Source organism: Phaeobacter porticola, assembly GCF_001888185.1.
In the GTDB taxonomy this organism is placed as follows: Bacteria; Pseudomonadota; Alphaproteobacteria; order Rhodobacterales; family Rhodobacteraceae; genus Phaeobacter; species Phaeobacter porticola.
On the sequence record NZ_CP016364.1, the window covers coordinates 890,408 to 903,422 of the forward strand.

General features: G+C 58.8%; 16 protein-coding genes and 3 tRNA genes. 5 read left to right on the plus strand and 14 right to left on the minus strand.

From position 1 onward, the window contains the following. Window positions 1-17: 17 nt before the first annotated feature. Genes PhaeoP97_RS04390 through PhaeoP97_RS04400 form a run of 3 tightly spaced genes read right to left on the minus strand, consistent with a single transcriptional unit; the run spans window position 18 to window position 1,610 of the window. Window positions 18-335, minus strand: a complete 318-nt coding sequence (locus PhaeoP97_RS04390) for a phosphoribosyl-ATP diphosphatase (RefSeq protein ID WP_072504041.1) — start codon at window positions 333-335, stop codon at window positions 18-20. Then, a complete protein-coding gene (gene hisF, locus PhaeoP97_RS04395; RefSeq protein ID WP_072504042.1) occupies window positions 332-1,093 on the minus strand; it encodes an imidazole glycerol phosphate synthase subunit HisF in 762 nt (253 codons plus the stop codon). The genes PhaeoP97_RS04390 and hisF overlap by 4 nt, the downstream gene beginning before the upstream one ends. Before the next feature lie 34 nt (window positions 1,094-1,127). Then, window positions 1,128-1,610, minus strand: a complete 483-nt coding sequence (locus PhaeoP97_RS04400; RefSeq protein ID WP_072506295.1) for a DUF2867 domain-containing protein — start codon at window positions 1,608-1,610, stop codon at window positions 1,128-1,130. A gap of 834 nt (window positions 1,611-2,444) precedes the next feature. Between PhaeoP97_RS04400 and PhaeoP97_RS04405 the strand changes: the two genes are divergently transcribed. After that, the gene (locus PhaeoP97_RS04405) at window positions 2,445-2,891 is read left to right on the plus strand and encodes a DUF302 domain-containing protein (RefSeq protein WP_072504043.1); all 447 of its coding nucleotides are present in this window, start codon (window positions 2,445-2,447) and stop codon (window positions 2,889-2,891) included. 94 nt (window positions 2,892-2,985) lie between these two features. Here the strand turns inward: PhaeoP97_RS04405 and hisA are convergent, their stop codons facing one another. Beyond that, window positions 2,986-3,708, minus strand: coding sequence for a 1-(5-phosphoribosyl)-5-[(5-phosphoribosylamino)methylideneamino]imidazole-4-carboxamide isomerase (gene hisA, locus PhaeoP97_RS04410; RefSeq protein WP_072504044.1), 723 nt, complete (start codon window positions 3,706-3,708; stop codon window positions 2,986-2,988). Window positions 3,709-3,906: 198 nt separating this feature from the next. Between hisA and PhaeoP97_RS04415 the strand changes: the two genes are divergently transcribed. Continuing rightward, window positions 3,907-4,293, plus strand: a complete 387-nt coding sequence (locus PhaeoP97_RS04415; RefSeq protein WP_072504045.1) for a DUF2147 domain-containing protein — start codon at window positions 3,907-3,909, stop codon at window positions 4,291-4,293. Between the two features lie 82 nt (window positions 4,294-4,375). Here PhaeoP97_RS04415 and PhaeoP97_RS04420 read toward each other — a convergent pair whose 3' ends face one another. Together PhaeoP97_RS04420 and PhaeoP97_RS04425 are read right to left on the minus strand one after the other, a co-directional pair. Next, window positions 4,376-4,627: a WGR domain-containing protein gene (locus PhaeoP97_RS04420; RefSeq protein ID WP_072504046.1), complete on the minus strand. Its 252-nt coding sequence runs from the start codon at window positions 4,625-4,627 to the stop codon at window positions 4,376-4,378. Between the two features lie 178 nt (window positions 4,628-4,805). Continuing rightward, window positions 4,806-5,342 carry a peroxiredoxin-like family protein gene (locus PhaeoP97_RS04425; RefSeq protein ID WP_072506296.1) on the minus strand — a complete coding sequence of 179 codons (537 nt, stop codon included), beginning with the start codon at window positions 5,340-5,342 and terminating at the stop codon, window positions 4,806-4,808. Window positions 5,343-5,444: 102 nt separating this feature from the next. Between PhaeoP97_RS04425 and PhaeoP97_RS04430 the strand changes: the two genes are divergently transcribed. Further along, the gene (locus tag PhaeoP97_RS04430) at window positions 5,445-6,227 is read left to right on the plus strand and encodes a helix-turn-helix domain-containing protein (protein ID WP_072504047.1); all 783 of its coding nucleotides are present in this window, start codon (window positions 5,445-5,447) and stop codon (window positions 6,225-6,227) included. Between the two features lie 62 nt (window positions 6,228-6,289). Here the strand turns inward: PhaeoP97_RS04430 and hisH are convergent, their stop codons facing one another. Together hisH and hisB are read right to left on the minus strand one after the other, a co-directional pair. Next, on the minus strand, window positions 6,290-6,928 hold the full coding sequence (hisH, locus tag PhaeoP97_RS04435) for an imidazole glycerol phosphate synthase subunit HisH (protein ID WP_072504048.1): 639 nt from the start codon (window positions 6,926-6,928) through the stop codon (window positions 6,290-6,292). A 1-nt stretch (window position 6,929) separates the two neighbouring features. Continuing rightward, entirely contained in the window at window positions 6,930-7,517 is a 588-nt protein-coding gene (gene hisB / locus PhaeoP97_RS04440; protein ID WP_072504049.1) for an imidazoleglycerol-phosphate dehydratase HisB, read from the minus strand. A 200-nt stretch (window positions 7,518-7,717) separates the two neighbouring features. On the opposite strand from hisB, the gene PhaeoP97_RS04445 reads away from it, so the two are divergent. Next, window positions 7,718-7,957, plus strand: a complete 240-nt coding sequence (locus PhaeoP97_RS04445; RefSeq protein WP_072506297.1) for an Lrp/AsnC family transcriptional regulator — start codon at window positions 7,718-7,720, stop codon at window positions 7,955-7,957. 387 nt (window positions 7,958-8,344) lie between these two features. Here PhaeoP97_RS04445 and PhaeoP97_RS04450 read toward each other — a convergent pair whose 3' ends face one another. The 6 genes from PhaeoP97_RS04450 to PhaeoP97_RS04475 form a co-directional block, all read right to left on the minus strand. Continuing rightward, window positions 8,345-9,697 carry an aminotransferase gene (locus tag PhaeoP97_RS04450; RefSeq protein WP_072504050.1) on the minus strand — a complete coding sequence of 451 codons (1,353 nt, stop codon included), beginning with the start codon at window positions 9,695-9,697 and terminating at the stop codon, window positions 8,345-8,347. Between the two features lie 204 nt (window positions 9,698-9,901). Continuing rightward, a tRNA-Gly gene (locus tag PhaeoP97_RS04455) sits at window positions 9,902-9,976 on the minus strand. Between the two features lie 218 nt (window positions 9,977-10,194). Continuing rightward, window positions 10,195-10,269, minus strand: a tRNA-Gly gene (locus PhaeoP97_RS04460). Window positions 10,270-10,335: 66 nt separating this feature from the next. Continuing rightward, window positions 10,336-11,247, minus strand: a complete 912-nt coding sequence (locus tag PhaeoP97_RS04465; RefSeq protein ID WP_072504051.1) for a NaeI family type II restriction endonuclease — start codon at window positions 11,245-11,247, stop codon at window positions 10,336-10,338. Between the two features lie 102 nt (window positions 11,248-11,349). Beyond that, window positions 11,350-12,324 (minus strand): DNA cytosine methyltransferase, encoded by a 975-nt coding sequence (locus tag PhaeoP97_RS04470; RefSeq protein ID WP_072504052.1) that lies wholly within the window; start codon window positions 12,322-12,324, stop codon window positions 11,350-11,352. Window positions 12,325-12,480: 156 nt separating this feature from the next. After that, window positions 12,481-12,555 (minus strand) — tRNA-Gly (locus PhaeoP97_RS04475). A 238-nt stretch (window positions 12,556-12,793) separates the two neighbouring features. Between PhaeoP97_RS04475 and PhaeoP97_RS04480 the strand changes: the two genes are divergently transcribed. Continuing rightward, window positions 12,794-13,012: a hypothetical protein gene (locus tag PhaeoP97_RS04480; RefSeq protein ID WP_072504053.1), complete on the plus strand. Its 219-nt coding sequence runs from the start codon at window positions 12,794-12,796 to the stop codon at window positions 13,010-13,012. Window positions 13,013-13,015: the final 3 nt, after the last annotated feature.

Genomic DNA, 13,015 nt, shown 5'->3' on the forward strand with positions numbered 1-13,015 from the left:
CATAGGGGGGAGGGGGATCAGCCTTTGGGGCGGCTGGATTTCTCGACGATGCCGCTCACCCCCTGGCGGTCAGCCAGCACCTGAAGCACATCATCCAGCGCCACATCGCGTGCCGCCAGCATCACCAGAAAATGATAGAGCACATCCGCGCCCTCAGAGGCGAGGCCGGGCTTGTTATCCTTCACCGCCTCGATAATGGCCTCGATGGCCTCCTCACCGAATTTCTCGGCACATTTCTCCGGCCCCTTGGCGAGCAGTTTGGCGGTCCAGCTGCTGTCCGGGGCGGCACCCTTGCGCGCCAGAATGGTGGTCTCAAGGTCATGCAGCAGGGTCATGTCAGCCTCATTGGGATGCCGGCAGCGGCCATATGCTGTTTGGCCTGCTGCACAGTAAATTCGCCAAAGTGAAAGATGGAGGCCGCCAGAACCGCGCTGGCGCCACCTTCTGTGACGCCCTCCACCAGATGATCGAGCGTGCCCACGCCGCCGGAGGCGATCACCGGCACATCGACGGCATCGGATATCGCGCGGGTCAGCGGCAGGTTGAAGCCTGATTTGGTGCCATCGCGGTCCATTGAGGTCAGCAGGATCTCTCCCGCACCTTTGGCCACTACAAGCCGGGCAAATTCAACCGCATCAATCCCGGTTTCGCGGCGCCCGCCGTGGGTGAAGATTTCCCATTTGCCGGGGGCCACCGTCTTGGCGTCGATGGCACAGACAATGCACTGACTGCCGAACTGATCCGCGGCCTCGCGGATCACATCCGGGTTGGCCACCGCTGCGGAATTGAAAGAGACCTTATCGGCCCCGGCCAAGAGCAACGCGCGAACGTCTTCTTTGGTGCGCACCCCGCCGCCGACGGTGAGCGGTACGAAACACTGCTCTGCCGTGCGCCGCACCATATCGAACATGGTGCCGCGGTTTTCATGGGTGGCATGAATATCCAGAAAGCAGATCTCGTCCGCGCCGGCAGCATCATAGGCCTTGGCCGCCTCAACCGGGTCTCCGGCATCACGCAGGCCAACGAAATTGACACCTTTGACCACGCGGCCATCAGCCACGTCGAGACAGGGAATGATGCGGGTTTTCAGCATTGACTTTCCCTTTGCCGCTGGGGTTTCCCTGTCTTTACTGCGCGGAAGGACTGGATGCAATCGTGGGGCGGTGCCGCGCGATCCGGCGCATGCTGTCGCGCACGATCAGGATGTGAAACGGCATCACCGCCGTCAAATAGATCCGGCCCAGAAGATTATGACGATGGACCCAGGTTGCCATGTGGATCCGGCCGTCGTGCCGCAGCACGGTGATACGGAAATCTAGATGGATATCATCGGCGCCAAGGATCAATTCGCGGCTGTCCTCAAATGTAACGGGAAAGATCGCGCCGTCGCCAGTGTCGCTGACCTCGGTTTTCAGTCCAAATGGCCGCATGATGGCATTGCGCAGGCGCAAGAGCGCTGCGGCCCAGCCCGGCATCGACAGGCCAATATCGGCGGCGTCACGTGGGGAAAGCGGGCTTTCGACTGCATATCCATCAATAAAATCGCCTGGGGACACCATTTGCCACAGTCGGGCAGAGGCAGGCAGAGGGGTCTTGCGGACGCGGGGCATGGTGGAGCTTTCGTTCATGACTGCGCAGGGCGATGATCCGCCTGCGCCGATGTCGCGCATTAAACGCGAAAACGCGGCGGTTTGAAACCGGACTCGGTGCCGCAGGAAATGACGTCGTCAAATCGCTGAAACATTGGCTCTGCGGCGAACGGGCCAATCGGGCTGAGTTGTTTGCCGGAATTGCGACAGGGTCAATGGGCGCCACTCTTCGTTTCACGAATCCGATAGGCAATTTCCACGCCTGCCAGGAGCACCAGTGCCGGCAGCAGAGTGGTAACGATGTAAATGAAGCCAAAAAACTTTAGAAAATAGGCACAGTTCCCCATCGCCTGAGGAAGATGCATGCAAGATTAGCAGCACTTGATGGTGCCGTCGCAACCGCCGAACAAAAACCCAATCCAAGCGCCGCAGTATGCGCTCAGCAGGATAAGGCTTCAGGCCCCGCCATAGCCTGTCCAGCGATTTGCAAACGGCGGGAAAAGCACCCGGCTGGGTGTTCTGTGTTTGGTGTCGCGCAGAGCGTGTATGAAACAGGTCAGCAAAGGCAAAGTCGCAACAGTGAAATGTGTGATTAACGGTAAATCCATAGAAAGAAGTCGCTATTTGAGAAGGTCCTGAGACGACAGGCGATATCTGTGCTTACCAGCATTGAGATTACGCCCCTCCGTGGGCACCACGTAAGTGGATGCTTCAAGTCAGGGGTGCAACCTTGCGTTGACGATCGGGAGATGGCGGGCTGAGAGCAAAGAACTGCCGATGCCGCAGATGTGAATTGCCTGCCGGGGCCTGTTGCCGTGTTTTTATCCCATCACCGCACATTTTGGAGCTGTCGTTATGTTCAAATCCTTTGCCCTCGCCGGAGTCATTGCTGTTATGTCCGCCATTCCCGCCGCTGCTGACCTGATCAAAATACCAAGCCAGAAACCGGTGGCTGAGACCATGGATGCGCTGCAGGCCGCAGTAGAGGGCGCAGGCGCCACGGTGTTTGCCCGGGTGGACCACGCGGCAGGTGCGCAGAACGTTGATCTGTCGCTTGGTGACGCGCAGCTTTTGATCTTTGGCAATCCCAAACTTGGCACGCCGGCCATGCAGGCGGATATGCGTGCGGGGCTTTTTCTGCCGCTTAAGGTGCTGGCCTACCAGGATGGCGAGGGACAGGTCTGGCTAACTTATGAAGACCCGGCTGTGATGCTGTCTGGTCTGGATGTCCCGGCTGATGCGGGGTTTGTTACCAAGATGCAGGGAGCCTTGGGCAAGCTGACGGGCGCCGCCGTCAGGTAAAGCAGGTGGTTTCGGGGCGGTTGGCAGGGGGCGCTGCCCTCTCCGGGCCTTGCCCGTTCACCCCCGGGATATTTCCAGCCAGAAGAAAAGAATGTCAGACCTTGAGCAGGTCCAGGGCGGTTTTGACATCGATCGCGCCATCGTAGAGCGCGCGGCCGGAAATGGCCCCGTTCAACGGCGCACCACAGGTCTTCAGGGCCTGAAGATCGTCCAGCGAAGAAACGCCGCCCGAGGCGATCACCGGAATGCTGACCGCGTTGGCCAGATCTGCTGTTGCCTCGATATTCGGGCCCTTCATGGCGCCATCACGCAGAATGTCGGTGTAGATGATGGCTGCAACACCTGCGTCTTCGAAGGATTTTGCCAGATCCGTGACCATGACGTCGGTTTCCTCTGCCCAGCCTTTGGTCGCAACGCGGCCATTGCGCGCGTCAATGCCAACGGCGACCTTTCCCGGAAATTCCCGCGCCGCCTCGCGCACCAGATCTGGATTTTCCACCGCCACGGTGCCCAGAATAACCCGCGCCAAGCCTTTGTCGATCCAGCGGGCGATCGTGGCCATGTCGCGAATACCACCGCCGAGCTGCGCGGGCACTTGGCATTGTGTCAGGATCTCTTCAACTGGTGCAGCATTGACCGGCTCTCCCGCAAAGGCACCATTGAGGTCAACCAGATGCAGCCATTCACAGCCTGCGGCCACAAATTCCAGTGCCTGGGCGGCCGGGTTGTCGTTAAAGACGGTGGTCTTGTCCATATCGCCATGCAGCAGGCGGACGGCTTGCCCATCTTTGAGATCGATTGCGGGGTAGAGGATCATAGTGCATGCCCTTGTCAGAACTATCGGAAACCGGTCCCTGCCACGCGCGTGGCTGATGCCGTAGCAGCGCTGTTGAGGCAGGGTCTCGTCTTGCTCCCCTTTTGCACAAGGCCACTCACGATTGCAACGCGACCCGAGGTCAACCTTGCCTGAAATGCCAGTTGGCGGCCAGACTGCCTGCAAAAGGGAGGATGAAACATGAAAAAACTGGCAATTGGTATCGCCTTTGTACTTGGATTGGCAGGCGCTGCATCGGCTGATCCTGTACTTGGCACATGGAAGACCCAGCCAGATGACGGCTCTTACGCCCATGTCACCATGGCACCCTGCGGTGCTGCGGTGTGCGGAAAAATCAGCCGGACGTTCAATGCCGACGGAGAGTATAAATCGCCCAATATCGGCAAGACCCTGGTGATTGATATGGTTGCCAATGGCGATGGATCTTACGCGGGCAAAGTCTGGCGCCCCTCCAATAATAAGATCTACATCGGCAAGATGGACCTTGCAGGCCAGTCTCTGGCTTTGCGCGGCTGCGTGGCTGGTGGGCTGATCTGCTCCAAACAAACCTGGAACCGGGTTAAGTAAGGCTCAGAATGCCGGGGCTGCATATGGCCATTGGGGCGCATTTTGGACTGCGCCCCTTTTTTGACGAGGGGTTTAAGGCAGTCTAGAACAGTCCCAGCTGCACGGGGATCGGCACAAAGCCGCGCTTGATATGGCGGGCACGGTCTTTCTCGGCGGCAGCCAGCGCGCTCTCGCGTGACGTGAAATAGCTACGCCGCTGCTGTCCCCCGGCCTCGCCCAGCGGGCCATTGATCTGCTCCACACACCATTCCCCAAACAAGGTTTGGCTGAGGCTCAGCACGCAATAGCGGTGCTGACCTTCATGATAGTCGAATTTTTCGAGTCGGATCTGCACCGGGTGGTGACCTGCAAGTGACGTGGGGCTATTTGGGTTTGCGGTGTATGCCCGTCTACGTCGTCGCTGTCCATCCACTCTTCATCGTGGCCCAAGCCGTCGTTGCGGCAGGGGTTACCTTCTGGCCACAGCGATCTCGCAGCCAGAAGACTCGGGGCTGGGCGGTGCCCGGTTCGGATCAGACAGCGCCGTTGTATTCGCCGCGCGCAGGGTAGTCATTGGCGATGGCAAAATCTAATGCCGAGACCAGTTCAGAGAAATGCGGACGGACAAATGGCATTGTCTGTACCGACCCGTAGTAAAGCGTCTGTTCGGGCGTCACCATAAAGAGGCCGGGCTCAGAGAACAGCGCGGGTTCTTCGATACCGATCGAGGTGGTGCCGCGTGACGTGGACAGGTACAGCCCCCATTCGCGCGCGACATCCAGCGGCAGATCATAACCAAAGCGTAAGGATTCTGCTGCGATTTTGTCGGCCATGGCGCGGGTGCGGTCGGTGCCGTCGCTGCTGATCGCGATGCAATTCACGCCACGGTTGGCAAAATCAGCAACCCGTTTTTCAAACTCTTTCAGATAGTTTGCGCAGATCGGGCAATGAAGGCCGCGGTAAAAGCAGATCACTGTTCCACGCGGGCTTTCTTCAGTGGTTAGGTCAAACTGTCCATGATCCAGGGTCGGCAGGGTTAGGTTCGGGGTTTTCTGGCGGGGTATCAGCATCATCGGCTCTCCATCTTGGGATTTGTCTTGACCAAGGGTATCCGGGTATGGTGCTTTAAAAATCCGAATTACCTGATCAAAAATCCTATATTTGGGACCGGTATGGATCGACTGACAACATTGATAAAGCGGTTTCAGCTGCGGGTCGGGCCAGTGGACCCCGCGGCTGCGCGGTTACTGATTGTGGCAGAGCCGGGTTCTGCCGCGATATCATTTGATGACGGCATAGGGGGGGGCGGCGCCTTGCTGTTCTGTACGGAGCCTGTCAGCGGGCGCGAGACCCATCAGACCTGCGCCGATAAGGGGCAAAAGATCCTGCTGGCGATGGGGGTGTCCTGGTCACGCTCAACAAATCCATTTCTGGCGGCCTTGCCGGACTGTATTCGCTACCCGTTGCAAGATGATCCTGCGGCCTGCGAATTGGTGCGGTTGATCGTGCAGGAAGACAGGGGCGGGCGCTGCGGCGCAGATTCTGTGGTATCGCGCCTGGGCGAAATTCTGATGGTGCGGCTGCTGCGCGATCAGATTGCGCGGGGCAGCGCTGAACCGGGATTGATCGCAGGCCTGGGCGATCCACGCCTGAGCCGGGCGATAGTGGCGATCCACGACCATCCGGGCAAGCCGTGGTCCAATGATGATCTAGCCTGCGAGGCCGGGCTATCGCGGTCACGCTTTGCCGAGGTCTTTGCGGCGGAGGTTGGAGAAACCCCCATGGGCTACCTGCGGCGTTGGCGGCTGATCCTGGCCCGTCAGGATCTTGTGCGCGGCGACCGGGTCGATGCCGTTGCGCGGCGCTATGCGTATGGCTCGTCCGAGGGGTTCACCCGCGCCTTTCGCAAGGCGCATGGTGTGGCGCCGGTGTCGTTGCGCAAGGCTGTGGCCTGACCCCGGCTTCACCTTTCCCAAAATACTCCCGCCGGAGGCACGGCGCGCAGCGCCGTTCTGGATCAGGGGGCCCAGGTCAGAAAATTGCCGATCATCCGCAAGCCGATGTCCTGGCTTTTCTCCGGGTGAAACTGCATGCCGACCATTGTATCGCGACCAATGACAGCCGTGACATCGCCGCCGTAGTCCACATGGGCCAGCCGCTCTGCGGGGATACCAACACGGAAATGGTAGGAATGCACGAAATAGCAGTGATCGCCGGAGGCAATGCCGTCAAAAATCGCATGGTCACTGTCGATCACCAGGTCGTTCCAACCCATATGCGGCACTTTGAGATTGGGATTTTGGGGGGTGATCTTGACCACGTCACCGCCCACCCAACCTAGGCCGGGGGTGTCGCGATACTCATGACCGGTGGTGGCCATTAGCTGCATGCCCACACAAATTCCCAAAAAGGGGCGGCCTTTCTGCTCTACGGCCTCGACCATGGCATCATAAATGCCCCGGTGGCCACGCAGCTCTGCGGCACAGGCCGGAAAGGCGCCGTCACCGGGCAGCACCAGTCGATCAGCACGGGCCACGACCTCGGCGTCAGAGGTCACGACAACCTCGCCTGCATTCATTTCACGGGCCATCCGCTGAAACGCTTTTTCGGCAGAATGCAGATTGCCGGATTCGTAGTCGATAATGGCGGTCAACATCTTACAGCGCGCCTTTGGTCGACGGGATCGCATCACTCTTGCGCGGGTCGGTCTCGACCGCGGTGCGCAAAGCGCGCGCAACGGCCTTGAACGCGGCCTCTGCAATGTGGTGGCTGTTGACCCCATGCAGCTGATCAATATGCAAAGTGATGCCGCCGTGGGTGCTAAAGCCTTGGAAAAACTCGCGCACCAATTCGGCGTCAAAGGTACCGATTTTCTGGGTCGGCAGATCGACGTTCCAGATCAGAAACGGGCGTGCCGACAGGTCCAGTGCGCAGCGCACCTGGGCGTCATCCATCGGCAGGTGACATTCGCCATAGCGGTTGATGCCTTTCTTGTCGCCAAGGGCGGCAACCAGCGCCTGACCTAAGGCGATGCCGGTATCTTCGACCGTGTGGTGATCGTCGATGTGATAATCACCCTTGGCGCGTATAGTCATATCAATCAACGAATGCCGCGACAGCTGGTCCAGCATATGATCGAAGAAACCGACGCCGGTCTGATTGTCATAGGCGCCGACGCCGTCGAGGTTGATCTCGACCGTGATTTCGGTTTCGGCGGTCTTGCGGGTGATCTGAGCGGTGCGCATGGCGGCATGTCCTTGATATCCTGCGCCGCTTATAGGGGCAGGGTGGGGGCACGCTCAAGCCTATGGGTGGATTTGCCGCAAAACTGTTGCCGCAGATGCCCGCGTTTGGAACGGCGTCTGCCCCACCGGGGATTGCCACCCGCGCGCGTGCATGTCAGCTTGGCCATCAAATCAGGCATTCCAACCAGTTGAGGGGCACCATGTCCACCTGCGTCTTTATCCAGATCCGCTGCAGACCCGGCACCACGTATCAGGTCGCTGAAGAGATCGCGCTGCGCGAAATCCACTCCGAGCTTTATTCCACCAGTGGTGATTTTGATTTGCTGATGAAGCTCTACATCCCCAGCGATCAGGATGTCGGTAAATACATCAATGATCAGCTGCTGAACATTCCCGGCATCGAACGGTCGCTGACCACGATGACATTCAAAGTGTTCTGATACCGCCATGTCTTGTAACAACTGACAGCGGAGAACGGCGCGGGTCCGTGCCGCGCCGTTTTCCTTGCCCCGGCGTCCCCGATACAGTGGTCCCCGGTTCCACTGGCCTTTTGATCTTGCACGCCCCCCGGCCTTTGGCTCCCCCCAGAGCGCTCGGGCCGCGATCAGTGCAGGATCGTGAAATTATCTGGTGCTGAAATGCTGGATTGGAACACCCTTGGAATAGATCAAGCCTTGCAGCAATTTACGGTCGGTTCACGGGGAAAAATCGCAAGAATGTGACATTACTGTCTGTGGTGGGTTCCAAGTTTGGCATCAGCCCAAAACATGAAAAGTAGCGCCAATTCCCCGGCGCTGCTTTGTTTGTTTTAGACGTCGCTAGCGGCGTCAGCGGGCGAGATGGCCCTGCATCTGCAGTTGCTCAAAGCTGGCGTCAATCGCGGTCTTCAACCGGCTCAACATCTCGTCCACCTCTTCCTTGGTGATGATCAGAGGCGGGCAAAGCGCGACCGCATTTCCTGCCACGGCGCGCAGGATCAAGCCGTTGTCCTGACACAGTTTCTGTGCCGTTGCTCCCGCTAACCCCTTGTCAAAGCTGGCTCCCGTGGTCTTGTTCGATACCAGTTCAAGGGCTGCAATAAGACCTTTTCCGCGCACTTCGCCAACCAGCGGATGGTCGGTAAAGATATCACGCAGCTGGGCCTGCATATAGGCACCAACGTTCGCGGCATGCTCAAACAGGTTGTCGCGCTCATAGATCTCCAGTGTCTTCAATGCAGCGGCGCAGGCGGCCGGGTGGCCGGAATAGGTGTACCCATGGCCAAAAACGCCGACTTCGTTGGTTTGGTCAACCATGGCGTCATACATCCAGCCCGGAATGACAGAGGCTGAAATGGGGAAATAGGCAGATGAGAGTTGCTTGGCCAAGGTCATCAGATCCGGTTTGATGCCCATTGTGGTACAGCCGAAATCGGCACCCGTGCGGCCAAAACCGCAGATCACCTCATCCGCCCAGACAAGAATGCCATGTTTGCGCAGCAGCGCCTGTAGCCCTTCGTAATAGCCCTCTGGCGGGACAATCACGCCCGAGGCGCCGGTGATCGGCTCGACAATCATCGCCGCGATGGTGTCGGGATCTTCGGCGATGATCTGGTCCTCTAGGTTCTGAAGGATCCGCTCGACAAATTGCGCCTCGGTCTCATTGCCTTGGCGGGCTGTATAGTAGTGGGGCGAGTCGGCGCGCAGAATGCTCAACGCTTCAAGAGGGGCATCGAAATGCGCCAGGTTTGCGGGCAGCGAGGTCAGTGAACCGGCTGCGACGGTCACACCGTGATAGCCCCGTTCGCGTGTGATAATCTTGCGTTTTTCCGGTTTGCCGATGGCGTTGAAGTAATAGCGCAGCATCTTGTAGTGGGTGTCATTCGCATCAGACCCGGAGTTGCCGAAGAAGATATAGGCGTTTTCAATCGGGACCATCGCGCTCAGCTTGGTGGCGAGATCCTGAATCGGTTGATGCGTCTTACCGCCAAAAGTGTGTGAGAACGGCAGCTTGTGCAACTGCTCGGTAATCGCATCCACGACTTCGGTATTGCTGTAGCCCAGTGAGGTGCACCAGAGACCGGCAAGCCCCTCAATGTATTTGCGCCCGTCGCTGTCAAACACATAGATGCCTTCACCGCGCTCCAGGCAGAGCTGTTCGGTCGCAGTGAAATTGGTGGTGGGATAGATGACCGGGGCCATGGGCTGACGTCCTCCTGAGCTGGGGCGCCGCAATAGTCGGCGCATATGCGGTGGGGCAGGCCGCCCCTTCGGCACAGCATTGGCGCGTTTTGTGTGTCACGTCAAAGGAATTTGATCAAATTTAACCTGATCCAAGTTGGCGCGAACAACGCTGGGCCTGAAACGCAAAAAGCCGCCCATAACGAGCGGCTTTTGCAATCCGAATGGAGCGGGCGAGGCGATTCGAACGCCCGACCCTAACCTTGGCAAGGTTATGCTCTACCCCTGAGCTACGCCCGCGCTGCCATTCGGTGAGCCGGTGTTTAGGAAATTGCCGCACCGCCCGCAAGAGGAAAAGCGGCAGATTGGCGAAGAAAAGAACCGCCTATTTCATCGGGCTGATGGCCGTCAGTTCTGCACGCGCGCGATCAAGAGTGACGTGGCGGATGCACTGTAAGGTGTTTATTTATTGGCAAAAAAGAAAAAGCCGCTCAGATGAGCGGCCTTTCTTGTCCAGATGGAGCGGGCGAGGCGATTCGAACGCCCGACCCTAACCTTGGCAAGGTTATGCTCTACCCCTGAGCTACGCCCGCGCTGCATCTGGTGAGCCGGTGAATAGGCAATTGCGCAGCGGCCTGCAATAGAAAATCGTCAGGTTTTTACGCGCGATCAGAAAAATCTTCGCAGATCGGGTGGCCGGCGCTTGCCGCCAGACGCTGCTCTGCCGATGTGCTGAGCGATGCAGAGATAAATTCGGACCTGCTGCAATGTGAAAGCCCCAGCGCGCGGATCAGCTGTGCGTCTTTGCGCCCCTCAAGGATCACGATCCCTTCGCGCGCCAGCAGGTCCCGTGTCCCATGCCCGCCGTCAGATCGGATACGGCGCATAAAATCCTTCTGCGCCGCCACGGCCTCGACAACATCGCGCGGGATGGGGCGGCCCTGAAGCGCGCGAAACAGGCCTGCCATCCGTGCGTTGCCGCTGTCCCCGTCAAAGATACGCGCAACCGTTTCCTCTGGTAGGATGCGCCAGAAATTCGCAGGGTAGGGTTGGTCACAAAGCAGCCAGAGGATATGGCAAAAGCCCTCCGCAGAAATCGAGCGTTTGGCATCCTTGTTCTGGCCAGCCGTCAGATAATCCATCCGTGCCACAATCAGGCCCAGATAACACCGCGCCCGCGGCTCATCTGCGGCGACCAGAATACACGGCTGATCAATCGCCTCGGTCGGGATCATCCAATTGCTGCCCATTGTATGTTTGATGTCCACATCGTGGCCAAGGATTTTGGTGTCCAACCGCCCCTTTGGCAGGCGCAGCATTGCGCGCAGTTCGATCTCTACCCGAGTGCCAATGTAGGTCTTTTCGGTCTTCTCAAGCTCCTCGTAGCTGCGTCGCCCGGTTTTGGGCGTCATGATTACATTGTCGATGCACTCGCGCAGCATGGCTGGAAAACACTCGGCCAGTTCGATCGCCCCGCCTGAACGTGTGGTGATCTCTTGGGCAAGCGCGCTCAGCAGGGCGTGATCGGAATGGCCAGGACAGATGCAGCTGGGTGGCAGTTTCCGTTTCATGGCAGGCCCTGCGCATGGTTGATCCGTTGCTGTGAGTATTTTGGGAAAGGTGACAGGGCGGGCTGTGCCCTGTCAGAGGGCTGCGCGATGTTTGTCGGCACATCAACGCCCGATGGCAGATGTGGACACAACCCGCAGGTTGGGCCGGGCGATGGCGCGACTGATCTGTCGGGCAACCGCCTCGGCCACTGGCGGGGGGAAGGCATTGCCGACCTGACGGTAGGCGTTGGTCTTGGCACCGGTAAAGTGCCAGGAATCAGGAAAGCCCTGAATGCGCGCAACCATGCGTACAGTAAGCCGCGGCATATCATTGTGAAACGGATCGGGAGCCTCGGGTGCAATCGTGCGTCCCTCGACACCCAAGGCGGCCCAGGCGCGCCGCGCGCGTGTCGGGCCCAGGTCTGGTCCGCCATGTTTCTTGGAGCCACCCACGATGGTTGGCGCAATCTCATCAGCCTTGGCGGCCCAATCCTCAGCCCCACGCCAGCCGCGTTCCTTCATCAGGTCCAGCAGTGTCGCGCCAACGGTGGGGGGATTATGCGGCAGCGGGTCTGGCCAAGCGAATTGGTCCGAGAATTCCTTGCGCAGGGCCACGATGGCGACGCGCGGCCGCAGCTGCGGGACGCCAAAGTCTGAGGCATTGAGCAGCCGCCAGTCGGTTTCATAGCCAAGTTTTGACAATTGGCGTTTCAGCTTCTCGCGGTAGTCATGGAACACCGCATCCAGAAAACCACGGACATTTTCGATCATCACGGCGCGCGGACGGGTGGCGGCGACGATTTCAATGGCATCATCAAACAGGTTGCGCTCGTCTTGTTCGCCAAGCTGCTTACCTGCGACGGAAAACGGCGGGCAGGGCAGGCCGCCCGCCAGCAGATCAATGCCGCGATAGGCGTCGGCATCGTCTTTGAATGCCCGCACATCTTCCTCCAGCACGTTCCACTTGGGCCGGTTGTGGCGCAGGGTCGCACAGCAATGTTTGTCGATCTCTACCAGCGCTGTGTGGTCAAAACCGGCAGATTCCAGTCCGAGTGCCTGACCACCTGCACCTGCGCAGAGTTCTACTGATGTTAGCATCCTGCCGTGTCACCCGTTCCTATGCCGCTGCGCAGCTGTTCGTGCTCTGTTCTTAGGCGCTGAAATGATTCCGCGCAAGCCAGAGGCTACGTCGGATTTCAGAAACACAAAAGGCCACCGTTGCGTCTGCAAACGGTGGCCTTTTCATGTTCCAAATGGAGCGGGCGAGGCGATTCGAACGCCCGACCCTAACCTTGGCAAGGTTATGCTCTACCCCTGAGCTACGCCCGCGCTGCCATTCGGTGAAGCGGGATTTAGTCATTCACTGGCAGGGCTGCAAGCGAAAAACGCAAATCTGGCAGCAAAAAATGGCCGTCACAACGATTTGAGCGACGGAAACCGCGTCCGGTGCCGTTTTACCCGTATGATGGTGACAGGAACCCGGCCAATTCACCCGAATTACCTGACGAGCCAATGAGCCGGGTCAAACCGTGGACAGATCCGCGATACAAAAATTGGGAGCCCCAAGATGACACTGCTAAGCACACCGCTGCACGACCGAATGGGCAAATCTATGGACGACACATTGGATACCCTGCGCATTCTCAGCCTGACGTTTGCAATATCGCTGGCTGTTAGCATTCAACTGTCCGGCAGCGCTGCAACCGGTGGACCGATGCTGGATCACCACAGCGTCAACGCACCAATGAGCGCGCCTTCCGCCATTGAGGTGCGCGCGCTGATTTAAGCG